11 protein-coding genes are annotated in these 14,655 nt (G+C 70.7%); 5 read left to right on the top strand and 6 right to left on the bottom strand.

Annotated elements, in window-relative coordinates:
• Window positions 1-85: 85 nt before the first annotated feature.
• Together ACFHWU_RS25405 and ACFHWU_RS25400 are read right to left on the bottom strand one after the other, a co-directional pair.
• A complete protein-coding gene (locus tag ACFHWU_RS25405) occupies window positions 86-1,672 on the bottom strand; it encodes an FAD-dependent monooxygenase (protein WP_416591805.1) in 1,587 nt (528 codons plus the stop codon).
• Window positions 1,673-1,683: 11 nt separating this feature from the next.
• Complete coding sequence (locus tag ACFHWU_RS25400; protein ID WP_416591804.1) at window positions 1,684-2,694, bottom strand: methyltransferase; 1,011 nt, start codon at window positions 2,692-2,694, stop codon at window positions 1,684-1,686.
• 246 nt (window positions 2,695-2,940) lie between these two features.
• On the opposite strand from ACFHWU_RS25400, the gene ACFHWU_RS25395 reads away from it, so the two are divergent.
• Genes ACFHWU_RS25395 through ACFHWU_RS25385 form a run of 3 tightly spaced genes read left to right on the top strand, consistent with a single transcriptional unit; the run spans window position 2,941 to window position 5,627 of the window.
• A complete protein-coding gene (locus tag ACFHWU_RS25395) occupies window positions 2,941-3,948 on the top strand; it encodes an FAD-dependent monooxygenase (RefSeq protein ID WP_416591803.1) in 1,008 nt (335 codons plus the stop codon).
• The gene (locus ACFHWU_RS25390) at window positions 3,843-4,574 is read left to right on the top strand and encodes an FAD-dependent monooxygenase (protein WP_416591819.1); all 732 of its coding nucleotides are present in this window, start codon (window positions 3,843-3,845) and stop codon (window positions 4,572-4,574) included. The genes ACFHWU_RS25395 and ACFHWU_RS25390 overlap by 106 nt, the downstream gene beginning before the upstream one ends.
• Before the next feature lie 24 nt (window positions 4,575-4,598).
• Window positions 4,599-5,627 carry a methyltransferase gene (locus ACFHWU_RS25385; protein ID WP_416591802.1) on the top strand — a complete coding sequence of 343 codons (1,029 nt, stop codon included), beginning with the start codon at window positions 4,599-4,601 and terminating at the stop codon, window positions 5,625-5,627.
• Between the two features lie 82 nt (window positions 5,628-5,709).
• Here ACFHWU_RS25385 and ACFHWU_RS25380 read toward each other — a convergent pair whose 3' ends face one another.
• The 3 genes from ACFHWU_RS25380 to ACFHWU_RS25370 form a co-directional block, all read right to left on the bottom strand.
• Window positions 5,710-6,687: an FAD-dependent oxidoreductase gene (locus tag ACFHWU_RS25380; RefSeq protein ID WP_416591801.1), complete on the bottom strand. Its 978-nt coding sequence runs from the start codon at window positions 6,685-6,687 to the stop codon at window positions 5,710-5,712.
• 152 nt (window positions 6,688-6,839) lie between these two features.
• On the bottom strand, window positions 6,840-7,577 hold the full coding sequence (locus tag ACFHWU_RS25375) for a hypothetical protein (RefSeq protein ID WP_416591800.1): 738 nt from the start codon (window positions 7,575-7,577) through the stop codon (window positions 6,840-6,842).
• 69 nt (window positions 7,578-7,646) lie between these two features.
• Window positions 7,647-8,192, bottom strand: a complete 546-nt coding sequence (locus ACFHWU_RS25370) for a thioredoxin family protein (protein ID WP_416553439.1) — start codon at window positions 8,190-8,192, stop codon at window positions 7,647-7,649.
• A 176-nt stretch (window positions 8,193-8,368) separates the two neighbouring features.
• Between ACFHWU_RS25370 and ACFHWU_RS25365 the strand changes: the two genes are divergently transcribed.
• Window positions 8,369-9,610 carry an FAD-dependent oxidoreductase gene (locus ACFHWU_RS25365; protein ID WP_416553441.1) on the top strand — a complete coding sequence of 414 codons (1,242 nt, stop codon included), beginning with the start codon at window positions 8,369-8,371 and terminating at the stop codon, window positions 9,608-9,610.
• Here ACFHWU_RS25365 and ACFHWU_RS25360 read toward each other — a convergent pair.
• Window positions 9,598-12,270, bottom strand: coding sequence for an MGH1-like glycoside hydrolase domain-containing protein (locus tag ACFHWU_RS25360; protein ID WP_416553443.1), 2,673 nt, complete (start codon window positions 12,268-12,270; stop codon window positions 9,598-9,600). The two genes, ACFHWU_RS25365 and ACFHWU_RS25360, sit on opposite strands and share 13 nt — an antisense overlap.
• A 189-nt stretch (window positions 12,271-12,459) precedes the next feature.
• Between ACFHWU_RS25360 and ACFHWU_RS25355 the strand changes: the two genes are divergently transcribed.
• Entirely contained in the window at window positions 12,460-14,391 is a 1,932-nt protein-coding gene (locus ACFHWU_RS25355; RefSeq protein ID WP_416591799.1) for an amylo-alpha-1,6-glucosidase, read from the top strand.
• Window positions 14,392-14,655: the final 264 nt, after the last annotated feature.

The raw sequence follows: 14,655 nt of genomic DNA, 5'->3' as shown, positions 1-14,655 counted from the left end.
GTGGCTCATCGTCGCGGTGAACCGGTCGCGTTCAGTGAGTGGCTTTGGCGGCGTCCTGCCCGCACGCAGGACGCCGCCGCAGCGGTCAGCCCGTCCGAACCAGCATCTCGTCCAGCGCGGCGCGCAGCTGACCGGCCGGGTCCGGCTCCATCGCTGTGGCGCGCCACGCGACGAACCCATCCGGCCGGACCAGGACCGCGCCGGCTGGGCTGACTCCGTACCCGGCCAGGAAGCGCTCTCCGGAGTCGACGAGGTCGTCACCGACCCGCAACGCGTCCAGCGGTACCTGCAGTGCGTTGGTTGCCGCCCGCGCGGCGGCGATCCACCCCCCGCCGTCCGGACCCACCAGCAGCACCGGATGCCGGCCGAACAGGTCGAGAGTCGACATCGTCGTCGCACCGCGCTCCAACTTCAGATGCGGTGCCCGGGTGCCGGGCTCGCCGCTGAGGGCAGCGGGCGACACCGGAGCACCCGGGGTGTAGCGGTAGCCGAACACGAGGGTGCCGTAGTCCGGAACGGTGTCGTCCTGTTCAGGTTGCCCGGTGCGCTGCTGCATCATCCGCATAGTGCCCTGCAGGGTCATCCAGGCGACCGGCTGCCGCTCGGCCTGGTAGGTGTCGAGCAGCCCGGGGCCGGCCGCCCCGGAGCGGACCGCGGCCAGTTTCCAGGCCAGGTTGTGCACGTCCTGAATACCAGTGCTGGCACCGAACCCGCCGGTCGGCGGGACCAGATGCGCCGCGTCTCCGGCGAGGAACACCCGCCCTCGCCGGTACGCCTCGGCGACCTGTGCGCCGATCCAGAAGTTCAGCACCTTGGCCCCGCCAGCAGGCAGCTGCGGACGGATCGTCACGTCGAGATCCGGCTGACCGATCGCCGCCCGAACGAGCTCGACACAGCGATCGTCAGTCAACTCCGTCAGCGACGATCCAGGCGGCATAGCCGTGGCGAAGATCCAACTTCTCTCGCCGTCGTGGGCGAACAGAATGGTCGACGGACTCGGCTGATCGAGATAGCACACGCCGATAGGCCGGCCGCGCGCCGCCTTACTCAGATCCGCTTCGAACAGCAGCGACAGGGTGGTGGCGAACTCGCCCGGCCCCTGCACGCCGATGCCGAGCTGCTGGCGAATCGGGCTGCGACTGCCGTCCGCAGCGATCAGGTACTCGGCACGCACGGTCCGGGTCGTGCCGGTGGCTACGTCGGTCAGCTGCGCGGACACTCCGTCGTCGTCCTGGGAGAACGACGTAAGTTCGGTGTGGAACCGCAGCTGAGCACCGAGCTCGGTGGCGCGCTGGCGCAACAGCAGCTCCAACCGGTCCTGGTCGATCGGCACCCACTCGCACGGACTCACCGTGCCCGACGGATCAGGGGTGTCGGTCGGGCCGCTGAACACTTCCGGACCGGCCAGCGTCTCGGCCCGCACCATCAGCAGCTTACTGAAGTCGGTCGCGAGGCTGCTCTCCCGCCACAACGCCGCCTCCAGTCCCACCTGCCGGTACAGCTCCACCGTCCGGGGGTTGATCCCGCGCGAGCGTGGGTGGCTCAGCGTGTCCGGGTGGCGTTCCACCACCATGGCGGGCGTTTCCTGCGAGCCCAGGAACACTGCGGCGGACAAGCCGGTGACGGCACCACCGACGATCAGAACTGGTACCTCCTCGTCGTACGTGGGCACTGATCCCTCCTTCATGCGGCCCGGCGGCAGACGACCAGGGTGTCGTACTCGCCGAGAGGTTGGTGGGTGATTGTCTCGAACCCGGCGGTGCGGGCGTTCTCGTACACCGCGGTGATCGGGTACTCCGAACCGCCGTCGGTGACCAGCAACATGTCCAAGCTGATCACCAGGTTCTCCACGTCCGGCTGATCGGTGAGCATTCGGTCGTACACGAGTAGCATGCCGCCCGGACGGACGGCGTCGTACGCCTTGATCGTCAGGGCTCGGCGCTGCTCCGGATCCCAGTCGTGCAACACGTGTCCGAGCACGACGGCGTCGGCTGCGGGCAGCTCGTCGGCGAAGAAGTCCCCCGGGTGGAAGGTCAGCCGCCCTTCGAGACCCAGGTCGGCACGGTGCTGCTCGAACAGCGGCTGCATCGGCGGCAGATCGAACACGTGCCCGGACAGGTGCGAGTTGGCCGACACGATCTGCGCGGCCAGTTTGCCCCGGGCACCCCCGACGTCGAGGACGTCGCGGGTGCTCGACCAGTCAACAGCGGCCACGAGCTGCGAACCGATCATCTGGGTGAGCGCGTCCATCATGCCGACGAACTGCCGCAGCCGTCCCTGATCGGAGATCATTTCGGTGAAGTCGCTGCCCGACTGCGGCTTCCCGGTACGCAACGCCTCGGACAGCCGGCCCCAGGCCGGGTAGAGATTGCGGTTCGCCCGCTCGAGGAAGCCGCCGACGTACGACTCCTGTCCCCGGACGAGGTACTGCGCGGCGCCGGTGGCGTTACCGTACTGCTTCCCGTCGCGTTTCAGCAGGCCGAGCGCGACCAGCAGGTCCAGCAGGTCGCTGAGGCCCCGGCCGTGCAGTTCGAGATCCCTTGCCAGTTCCTGCACCGTGGCCGGACCGGCGTGCAGCTTGGTGAACAATCCCAATTCCACCGCGGTGAGCAACGCCTTCGCGTCGCAAAAGGCGTTACCCAGCCGGATGATCCCCGCAGCCGTGGTCGTATCCGGCGCGTGTTCGGTCATCATCCGCTCCCTTCTCAGCGATCGCCGTGACCATCACGACGATCGAGCCGGACGATCCCAGTACTGGATTGAGGACAGCTCGAAGCAGGGTCCACCACCGGCTCTGTCGCAGCCTCACCAAGCCGCCAGGGTTCCTCGAGGAAGGACCAGTACCTCTTGCCTCACGGCGGAACCCCGCCGCACGACCGGTTCGCCCCGATGGCTTCGTCTGGGTGCAGACCGGAAAGTCTGCCGAGCAGAGGAACTGGAATGTATGACGAGACGACCCCCGTCCTGATCGTGGGAGGCGGGCCCGTCGGCCTGTCCACCGCCCTCTTTCTGGGACGCCACGGAGTTCGCACCATCCTGATCGAACGGCGCGACGGTACCTCCCTCCTGCCGCGGGCGCCGGGCCTGCAGGCACGCACATTGGAGCTGATGCGGGCCGCCGGCATCGGCGCCGACATCCGGGCCCTGGAGATGGGCGACTCGCACGCCTACTTCGAAGGTGGCATCCTGCGGGTCAACACGTACGCGGAGATCGACGACGCGGTGGTGCTGGAGTCGCCCTCACTCGACGGCCCGACGATCAGCCCGGAAAGGGTGATGGGCTGTGGCCAGGACCGGTACGAGCGGGTCCTGCTCGACCGGGCCCGTGACGGCGGCGCGGAGATCCGGTTCGGGACCCGTCTGCTGTCGTTCGAGCAGGACGACGAGGGCGTCACCGCCACCGTCGAGGTGAACAGCACCGGCGAACAGCGTCGCATCCGCGCAGCCTACCTGGTCGGCGCCGACGGTGCGCGGAGCCGCACGCGCGAGGCTCTGGGCGTGCACCGGACCGGGCGGGGAACGGTGTTCAACGCGCTGAGCATCTACTTCCGCGCGCCACAGCTCGAGGAACTGCTCAAGGACCGCAAGTTCATCCTCTGCTACGCGACCGCTCGGGGAACCATGATGGGCTTGTCGCGCCTGCACGGGTGCGACCCGTGGCTGGCCGCCCCGATCTACCACCCCGACCGGGGCGAGTCTCCAGCCGATTTCACCGACGAACGCTGTATCGAGATCGTCCGTTCTGCGGCCGGCAAGGACGACATGCCGGTGGAGATCATGGCCAAGGTGCCGTGGGAAGGCGCGCAGCTGGTCGCGGAACGCTTCCGCGTCGGCCGGGTGTCCTGGCCGGCGACGCGGCGCACGTACACCCGCCAGCGGGCGGCTTCGGGGCCAATACCGGCATTCACGACGCGCACAACCTGGCCTGGAAGTTGGCCGCCACGCTGAAGCGATGGGCGGGTCCGCATCTGCTCGGAACCTATGACGAGGAACGGCGCCCGCTCGGCAAGGCGATGGCGGAGCAGGCACTGGTCCGCAATCGGATCCGGCACGGCTACGCTACTCAGCAGGATCACGAGTCGATGGTGGACGACATCATAATCACTCTCGGATACCGCTACCACTCCACGGCGGTGCTTGGCGAGAATGCCGGCGACCGCAGCGTGCTGACGCCGCGGCTGCGTCTCACCGGCCAGCCGGGCACTCGCGCGCCGCACCTGTGGCTGGACCAGGGAGGCACCAGAATCTCCACCATCGACCTTTTCTGGGACTCGTACGTGCTGCTGACCGGTGCAGCTGGTAGCGCCTGGACGGAACCAGCAGCCGCAGTGTCCGCAGAGCTCGGGGTGCCGCTGCGGGTGCACCGCATCACCCCCGACGGAACCTTGCGCGCGGTGGACGGTACCTGGACACAGACGTACGGAGTGAGCGACGCAGGTGCCGTGCTGGTGCGCCCGGATGCCTTCGTCGCCTGGCGGGCCAACGCACCGGCCGCAGACATCGCCGGCCAACTGCGCGACGCACTCAGCCGGTCGGCAGGGCTCGCCGCGCAGCCGACACCGGTTGCCGGCTGACCAGACAACACCGGGAGAGATGACATGACCACGACGATTTCCGAAGCGATCGGCAGCGATCCGATGGCCACCGCGATGGCGTTTCAGCCGGCGAAGCTGTTGCTGACCGCAGTCGACCTGGGCGTGATCGAGTCTCTCGCACAGGCCCCGGCCAGCGAGCAGGAACTGCGCGAGAGACTCGACCTGCATCCACGCGGTACGCGCGACTTCCTGCGCGCACTGGTGGCGCTCGGCGTGCTCACCGAGTCGCGAGGACGCTTCCAGAACTCGCCCACCGTCACCGCGCTGGTCCGGGGTGGCCCGGCCGCGCTGGACGGTTTCCTGCGGATGGCTGACCGGGTCATGTATCCGGCCTGGTCCCGGCTTGCTGAGGCGCTGCGCACCGGCGCACCGCAGGCGGAGACCTACCGTGGCCGAGACATGTTCGACGAGCTGTACAGCGATCAGAGCAAGCAGGATCAGCTGGTCCGGATGGCTGAGGACGCGAGCCGACCACTGATACCCGCGCTCACCGAGAGGTTCGACTGGTCTACGCAGAAGTCGGTACTCGAACTGGGCGGCTGCCGGGGCAACGTACTGGCCGGCATCGTGCGGGCGCACCGGCACCTGGACGCCGCAGTCCTCGATCTGCCGCAGCTACAGCCCGCCTTCGACGCCCACATGGCCGATCTGAGCATGACCGGTGCCGTGCGATTCCACGCCGCCGACTTCTTCACCGATCCGCTGCCTCCGGCAGACGTGGTGATGATCGGACACGCGCTGGTGGACTGGGACGACAAGCAACGGCAGACCCTCGTCCGGCGGATCTTCCCGGCGGTACGCCCCGGCGGCGCGCTGCTGATCTGGGATCCCATCATCGTGCCGGGCGTTGACAGCTACCTGCGCAATCTCATCCGCAGCATCAACTTGCAACTGATGACACCCACCGGCGGCGGCTACCACATCGAGGACTGCCGGCGCTGGTTGACCGACGCGGGCTTCGCCACCGTTGAGCAGACGTCCCTGGGCCACGACGTGACCCTCGTAACGGCGTGGAAGGCCGGAGGACCGTAACGACGGGTCGCATGGTGTACGCGCGGATCGTAGACCTGCCGACTCCGGCCGTGCTTTCAGCTGTCGGTACGGCTGGGTCGGGTCACGGTTCCGCGCTGACCAGCGATGCCACCTCGTCGGCGCAGCCCCAGCTCAGCGTCACGCCGGCGCCGCCGTGGCCATAGCAGTGGATCAGTTGGGTGACCCCGGACGGCGGCGCGGGATCGGCCTCCACCCGGGCACCGCCGTGCCGCCCGGGCCGCAGCCCGACCCGCTGGGCGAGGACCGCCGCACCGGCCAGCTCGGGAACGAGGGCGGCGCAGCGGGCCCGGATCGCCCGGCTCGTCGCCGGATCGGGCAGTTCGCCGTCGACGTCCGGCTCGAACGTGCCGCCGAGCACGATGTCGCGCCGCCGGGGGTGCACGTACGTGGAGCCGTCGGGGTGGTGCTCGTCGCGTACCGAGGTGGCGATGCCGGGATTGGCCACCAGCACCACCTGGCCACGGATCGGATGCACCGAGGGGTCGGCGGCCAACCGGCCGGCGGCCAGGCCGGTGGCGTTCACCACCACCGGCGCCAGCTGGCCCGCCTCGGCCAAATTGGACAGGTCACGCTGGCGCAGCACGCCGCCGGCGGCGACGAACCGTCGGGTGAGCCAGTCCAGGTACGGCCGCATCTCCACGGTGGGCACCGTGCACCGCCACTCGGCCACCACCCCACCGGCCGGACCGGTGCCGGTGGCCGGCACCACCGGGCAGTATCGCAGGTCGGGAACGGCCGCTGCCCACCATGGTGGATCGTCGACCGGGGTTCGCAGCAGCATCCGGGTCGGTCGCATCACCACCCCCGGGACCGGCTGCCGGGCCTGGTCGGCCAGTTCGTCGAAGGTGTGACGGGCCCAGTCGAGCACCCGGGACGTGCCGTCGGTCCGGGTCGGGTACCAGACCGCGGCGGCCACCGCCGACACGGTCTGCTCGACGGGGTGGGCGGTGACCACGGTCACCCGTAGTCCCCGTTGCTGCAGCCGGACGGCACAGCTGAGCCCGATGATGCCGGCTCCGACCACCACCGCGTCAGACACCGTCTCTCCTGTCCGTCCCGTCCGCCCGGCCGGTCCGGTCCGGGCGGTACCCGTACCCGCCGGGCCACATCCTGCCGGACCGGGTCACCCTCCCGTGCGACGACCCCAACCGCAGCGGTGCCCGCGCCGACCCCCAGCCGCAGCGGTCGCGGTCAGTACCCGACATCGACGGCGACGATGAACCGGTTGCCGACGCCGACCTCGGCTACCCGTACCGGCGGCGGCTGGTCCGGCCCGCCGGCCGGGTCGAGACCGAGACCGTAGGTGACCCGGCCCTCGTAGTCGCCGGCGAACCCGTAGCCGCGCAGGCTGCCCAGCCGCAGCTGCGGGCCGGGCGATCGCTGGACCGACATCCGGCCGTACGCGTCGTGTGCCTGGGCGGAGACGAACCGGATCTGCAGGAAGCAGTCGCCCGCCAGGTCGACCGGCTCCCCCGTGCCGTCGAAGACGATCCGCGGTTGGTAACCGACCTCGTAGGACGGGAATCCGGACCGGAACACGAACGAGATCCGGCTGTACGCCGGGTCGGTGTCAGCGTGGTCGGTGGCCTCAATCTCCACCAGGTACGGCAGCGGCGGAGCCGGCCGAGGTGCGACCGGCGGACGGACGTCGTTACGAATGACGACGGTCTGCGACGGCACCGCCCAGCCGTACCGCACCTGGTACTCGCCCGGGCCGGGGCCGGGCGGTCCGTCCGGGCCGCTGCGGCTGAGGCCCACCACGGGCGACTCCCGCTGGCCCGCTGCCGGTCCGGGCGGTGCCAGGGTCCCGGCACCGGTTCCGTCCGGTGGCTGGCCGGCACCGGCCCCCGTCGGTTCGGTCGCGGTGCAGCCGGCGGCGGCCAGCAGTACGGCGAGGCTGACGATCATCGGTACGCGCAGATGGGCCATACCGGACTGACGCGCGGCTCCCGATCGGGGTTTACCAGTGGCCGGACCCCGCCCGCGTCGGCGGTCCGGTCAGGATCGCCACTTGATCGAGCAGCCCATGCTCGGCTGGTGCGGCTCGGGCACCGGCTGCCCGGCCAGCACCAGTTCGATCGCGGCCCGCAGCACCGTCCCGGTGACCGGCTTGCCGTTACCCGGGGTGGAGTCGTCGAACGCGCCCCGGTAGGCCAGGGTGCGGTCGGCGCCGTACAGGAAGAAGTCCGGAGTGCACACTGCCTGGTAGGCGCGCCCGACCTGCTGAGTGGCGTCGACGAGGTACGGGAACGTCCAGCCGGCCCGCTGGGCCTGCGCGGCGAGCTGCGCGGGGGCGTCGTCGGGGTACGCCTCGGCGTCGTTGGTGCAGATGCCGACGACGGCCAGGGTCGGAAACTCGGCGAGCACCTTGGCCAGTTCGACCTCGACGTGTTTCACGTACGGGCAGTGGTTGCAGACAAAGGCGACGAGCAGCGCCGGGGCGGCGGCGAAGTCGTCGCGGCGGACCACGTGACCGGAGACGTCCGCCAGCGCGAAGTCGGGCGCGGGGGTGCCCAACGGCACCATCTCTGAGGTGACAGCCATGCCCGCCACCCTACCCGCGCGGTCGGTTGGGGCAGCGAAAGGCTGAGCGGTGCCACCTCGGCGGCCAGTCGAGCGGTGTCGTTGCCCACACCCCGTCCGGTGGGTCGGACGGATCGCCGTGGTCACGCTATCGTCAATTTATTCAACGCATGATGAAATCGATGGAGGTGGGCGCGATGGACACTGACACTGCCGACTGCGTGGTCGCCGGTGGTGGACCGGCCGGCATGATGCTCGGCCTGCTGCTGGCCCGAGCCGGGGTGCGGGTCGTCGTCTGTGAGAAGCACGAGGACTTCCTGCGGGACTTCCGCGGCGACACCGTCCATCCGTCGACCTTGCGGCTGCTCGACGAGCTCGGCCTCGGCGACCAGTTCGCCGCCCTGCCGCAGACCCGGATCCACCAGGTCGCCTTTCCGACCGGCGAGGGCCGGCAGATCGTCGTCGGGGACCTACACCGGTTGCACACCCCGCACCCGTACATCGCGATGGTGCCGCAGTGGGACCTGCTCAACTTGCTGGCCAGGGCGGCGTCGGCCGAGCCGACCTTCACCCTGCGGATGGGGGCCGAGGTGACCGGCCTGCTGCACGACGGTGACCGGGTCGCCGGGGTGTCCTACCGGACCACGGACGGCGCGACCGGCGAGATCCGCTCGGCGTTGACCGTGGCCTGCGACGGACGCTGGTCGGCGGTACGGCGGGCGGCCGGGCTGCGGCCCCGCGAGTTCCCGGTGCCGATCGACGCCTGGTGGTTCCGGCTGCCCCGGCGAGACACCGACGACCTGTCGGGCCTGGTACCGGCCGCCGGCCACGGCGCGATGGTCGTGGTGTTCCCCCGGGAGAGCCACCTCCAGGTCGCCTACATCGCCCGCAAGGGCACCGACGCCGAGCTGCGCCGCCGCGGGCTGGCGGCGTTCCAGCGCCAGGTGGCCACCGTCGCGCCCCGGCTCGCCGACCGGCTCGACGCGCTGACCAGCATGGACGACGTCAAACATCTGGACGTCCGGGTGAACCGGCTGCGCCGCTGGCACCGTGACGGTCTGCTCTGCATCGGCGACGCCGCGCACGCGATGAGCCCGGTGGGCGGGGTCGGCATCAACCTCGCAGTCGCCGACGCCGTCGCGGCGGGGACCCGCCTGGCCGGGCCGCTGCGCCGGGGCCGGATCACCCCGGCGGAGCTGGCCACGGTACGGGCCCGCCGGGCCCTGCCGACCGTCGTGGTGCAGACTCTGCAGCAGAATCTGCACCGCACCATCGTCCAGCCGATCCTGGACGGTCGGCGGGTCGGCCCGCCGGCCCCGCTGCTGGCCCTGATGCGCCGGTTCCCACCGGCGTCGCTGCTGCCCGCCTACCTGATCGGCATCGGACCGCGTCCCGAGCACGCACCCAGGTACGCCCGCCGGGGGGTTCAGCCCGGCTGAACCCCCCGATCGGCCCGCACGGTCAGGATCAGGTCGGCGACCAGCGCCGTCCAGCCGGTCTGGTGCCAGGCGCCCAGGCCGGCGCCGTTGTCGCCGTGGAAGTACTCCGGGAAGGCAATCAGGTCCCGCCAGTCGGGGTGCTGCTGGAACGTCTCGGCGGCGCCGTAGATCGGCCGCCGACCGTACCCGTCGCGCAGGAACAGCGAGATCAGCCGGTACGACAGGTCGTCGGCGATCGCGTTGAGGGTGCGCTTGGAGCCGGATCGGGTCGGGTACTCGATCAGCAGGTCGTCGCCGAAAAAGGTGGCGAAGTCCCGCAACGCGCAGACCAGCAGGTAGTTGGTGGGCATCCAGATCGGGCCCCGCCAGTTGGAGTTGCCGCCGAACAGCCCGCTGGCCGACTCGGCCGGCTCGTAGCCGACGGTGAAGTCCTGCCCGCCGAGGGAGACGGTGAACGGCTCGTCGAGGTGCCGCCGAGACAGAGTGCGCAGCCCGTACGGGGAGAGGAACTCGTCCTCGTCGAGCATCGGGGCGAGGATCCGCACGATCTGCTCCGGGCCGACCATCGACAGCAGCCGATGCTGCCGGCCGTCGCCGGCCAGCCGGCGGGCGCCGATCACGTCGGCGTACTCCGGCTTGTTCGTCAGGAACCAACGCAGCCGGGCCGCCAGCTCGGGCAGCCGGGCCAGCGTGCCCGAGTGCAGCGTGGTGGTGGCGGCCAACGGCAGCAGGCCGACCACCGACCGCACCTTCAGCGGCAGGGTGTCACCGTCGGGCAGCCGCAGCTGGTCGTAGAAGAACGAGTCCTCCTCGTCCCACAACCCCTGGTCGTAGGCTGCGGCGGCGATGTAGGCGAAGTGTTCCAGGAACTTGGTGGCGATGTCGGTGTAGGTGTGGTCGTGCACCGCCAGGGTCAACGCCATGTCCAGCATGTTCAGCGCGTACGTCGCCATCCAGCCGGTGCCGTCGGACTGCTCCAGCACCCCGGCCACCGGCAGCGCGGCGGACCGGTCGAACGGCCCGACGTTGTCCAGCCCGAGGAAGCCGCCCTCGAAGACGTTGTTGCCATTTATGTCCTTGCGGTTGACCCACCAGGTGAAGTTGAGCAGCAGCTTGTGCATGATCCGGGCGAGGAACTCGAAGTCGCGCCGGCCGTCGATGTCGAACACGCGCAGCGCCGCCCAGGCGTGCACCGGCGGGTTGACGTCGGCGAACGCCCATTCGTACGCCGGGATCTGCCCGTTGGGGTGCATGTACCACTCGCGCAGCAGCAACAGCAGCTGGTCCTTGGCGAACTGCGGGTCGACCCGGGCCAGCGTGGAGCAGTGGAACGCCAGGTCCCAGGCGGCGTACCAGGGATATTCCCAGGGGTCCGGCATGGAGATGACGTCGAAGCTGTTCATGTGCCACCAGGCTGCGTTGCGGCCGTGGGCGCGCCCGCCCGGCGGCGGCGGGCTGGCCGGGTCACCGGCCAGCCACTGGGCGACGTCGAAGTGGTAGAACTGCTTGCCCCAGAGCACACCGGCGAACGCCCGGCGGGCGACGAGGCGTTCGTCGTCAGTGGCGGCGGCCGGGATGACGGTGTCGTAGTAGCGGTCGGCCTCGGCGTGCCGGGCGGCCAGCGTCGCGGCGTGCCCGGCACCGAGGCTGAACCGGGGCGGCGGGGTGTTACCCGGCGGCGGCGCGGTCAACGTCAGCCGCAGCCGGATCCGGTCCTCGCCGCCGGCCGGCACGTCGAGGACATAGTGCAGCGCGCCCTTGGTGCCGGTCAGCTCCGGGTTGACCGTGTCGGCGCCGTCGACGACGTGGTCGTTGATGCCGTCCTTCGGGTACGGCGTGCGCGACGGCTGGCCCCAGAGCCGCTCGGCGTTGCTGTCGTTGTCGCACAGCAGCGGAGTGGGGTCGCCGTCGCCCTGCAGCACCAGCTGCCCGAGCACCCAGTGGTGGCCGACCAGGCGGTCGCCGTCGCCGGTGAGCACCGGGATCTGGTCGCGGCCGGGCAGCCCCCATCCCCAGGTGTTGCGGAACCACAGGCTGGGTAGGACGTGCAGTCGGGCATCGGTGTCGCCCCGGTTGGCCACGGTGATCTCGATGCACATGTCGGCCGGCCCCGCCTTGGCGTAGTCGACGGTTACCGCCCAGTACCGGTCGTCGTCGAAGATGCCGGTGTCGACCAGTTCATACTCGGTCTCGTCGCGGCCGCGCATACCGTTGACCGCGACGAGATCGTCGTACGGAAAGGCGGCCTGCGGATAATGGTAGCGCCAACGCATCCAGGAGTGGGTGGGCGTGGAATCCTCGTACCACCAGTAGTCCTTCGCGTCCTCGCCGTGGTTGCCGCCGTCGCCGCCCAGACCGAACATGCGCTCTTTGAGGATCGGGTCCTCGCCGTTCCACAGCGCCAGACCGAAGCAAAACGTCTGCCGGTCGTCACAGACGCCGGCCATGCCATCCTCGTTCCAGCGGTACGCCCGGGATCGGGCATGATCATGCGGAAAGTAGTCCCACGCCGTACCGTGCTCGCTGTAGTCCTCCCGTACCGTTCCCCATGCCCGCTCTGAAACGTAGGGCCCCCATGCCCGCCACGGCTGCTCACCCGCGTCGGCTTCCGCCAACCGGGTGCGCTCCGGATCACGATACGTCCGCCTGGAGTTGACCATGACGGTCATTCTTCCTGGGACGTGTTTCCGGCACTTGTCGGACCGTCACCTTGCCGGCACATCAGCGCCGTATCGCCGGCCCGGAACCGCTCCGCCGCCGCCCAGCACCGCCCGCCGTACCACTGCCCGCCACCGCCCAGCCACCGGCCCGCAGCCCGCTCACGCCGGTCGACCAGCCATGGAGGAACATTGCTCGATATCAGCTTCGGACCGCAGGTCTGCGGCGACCTGGCCGCCGGAGCCAGCCGGGAGTGGCTGGTCACCGACGGCCGGGGCGGCTACGCGATGGGCACGGTCAGCGGCCTGCGTACCCGGCGCTACCACGGCCTGCTGGTGATCGCCGGGGCCACCCCGGCGACGCGACGGGTCGGGCTGGTCAGTCTGGACCCGGCGGTCACCCTGCCGTCCGGCGCGCAGGTCCGCCTCGGCGTGCACGAATGGTCGTCCGGCGTGGTCGACCCGCCCGGCCACACCCTGCTGGAGCGGTTCGACCTGACCGACGGGGTCCCGCGCTGGCGGTGGCGGATCGGCGACGTGGTGATCGAACGGGAGATCGCGATGACGCACGGCTCGCCGTGCGTGGCGGTCACCCACCGGCTGGTCAGCGGCGGACCGGTCACCCTCACCCTGGCCGCGGTGACCACCTGGCGGGAAGCGCACGGCGAACGGGACGGGCAGGCTCCCCCGCCGCGGATGGACAACGTCGACGGCGGGACGGTGATCGAGGGCGCGTTCCGGGTGCACGGCCCGGACTGGGTGCCGGCGGGCAACTGGTGGGACGGCGTGTACCACCGCGAGGAGGCGGCGCGCGGGCTGCGGCCCGAGGAGGACCTGTGGTACGCGGGCAGCTTCACCGCCACCCTCGACGGCCCCGGCGCGGTGGCCGAGGTGACCGCATGGGCGGAGCAGCTGGAACAGGTGCCGGCCCCAGCGGCCACGATCGTCGCCGCCGCCCGGACCCGCAACCGGGCGGTGGTGGCGGCCGCGAAACCGGCCGACGCCGTCGACGCCACGCTGGCCCTGGCCGCCGACGCGTTCGTGGTGCGCACCGGCACCGGGCCGGACGTGGTGGCCGGCTACCCGTGGTTCGGGGCGTGGTCGCGGGACACGATGACGTCGTACGAGGGGCTGTTCCTGGCGACCGGGCGGGCCGACGAGGGCCGGGAGCTGCTGCGCGGCTACGCGGCGACGCTGTCCGAGGGGATGCTGGCGAACACCGCCGACACTGGGCACGTGGAGTACAACACCGTCGACGGCACCCTGTGGTTCCTGCACGCGGTGGACCGGCACGTCGCCGCGACCAGCGACATCGACCTGGCGGCCGAGCTGCTGCCGGCGCTGCGCGAGGTGGTCGCGGCGCACCTGCGCGGCACCCGGTACGGCATCCGGGTGGACGAGGCCGACGGGCTGCTCACCGGCGGTGCCGGCGGTGAGGCACTGACCTGGATGGACGCCCGGGTGTCCGGGGTGCCGATCACCTCCCGGGAAGGCAAGCCGGTCGAGGTGAACGCCCTGTGGCTCAACGGGCTGGCGGCGGTGAGCGAACTGGCGCAGCTGGTGGACGGCGACCCGGGGGCGGCGGCGAGCGTGTACCCGAAGGCGCAGGAGTCGTTCCGGGCCCGCTACCCGGCCCCGTCGGGGTGGCTCTACGACGTGCTGGACACCCCGGCGCAGTACCCGCTGGGCGGGGATCCGCACGCCGACGACGACGCGCTACGCCCGAACCAGCTGCTCGCCTGGTCGCTGCCGTACGCCCCGTTGGAGCCGGACCCGGCACCGCTGCGGGCGATCGGCGCGGCGCTACTGACCCCGCTGGGTCTGCGTAGCCTGGCGCCGGACTCAGCCGGCTACCTCGGGCAGCACCGGGGCGGGCCGGTCCGCCGCGACGGCGCCTACCACCAGGGCACGGTATGGCCGTGGCTGATCGGCCCGTACGTGTCGGCGGCCCGGCGGTCCGGTCTGGACGTCTCCGACGTGTTCCTCGGGCTGACCGCCCACCTGAGCGAGTACGGGCTCGGCTCGGTCAGCGAAACGGCCGACGGGGATCCGCCGCACGGCGCCACCGGCTGCCCGTTCCAGGCGTGGTCGGTGGCCGAACTACTGCGGGTCCGACGAGTCTGATCGGTTGCTGTTACATCAGCGCAATGCGATTGTCTTCCCTGGTTATCCCGTTGCCGGCAGTATCGTCGGCAACCCAAAGACGCGTCAGCACCCGCAATAGGTGTCTGATCGCGCATGTCCGGTGCCGATTTGAATTGAGGGGGCTGTCGATGTCACCTGCCGCCGACGTGATCGACATCCGCGCACCACGGTCGCAGCGGATTCTGATGCTGTCCTGGGAGTACCCACCCGTCGTGGTGGGCGGACTGGGCCGGCACGTACACG

It is taken from the genome of Micromonospora sp. LOL_015 (assembly GCF_048060275.1).
GTDB lineage: Bacteria > Actinomycetota > Actinomycetes > Mycobacteriales > Micromonosporaceae > Micromonospora_E.
Note: the sequence above shows the minus strand (reverse complement) of the source record. Positions and strands in the feature narration are given on the sequence as shown.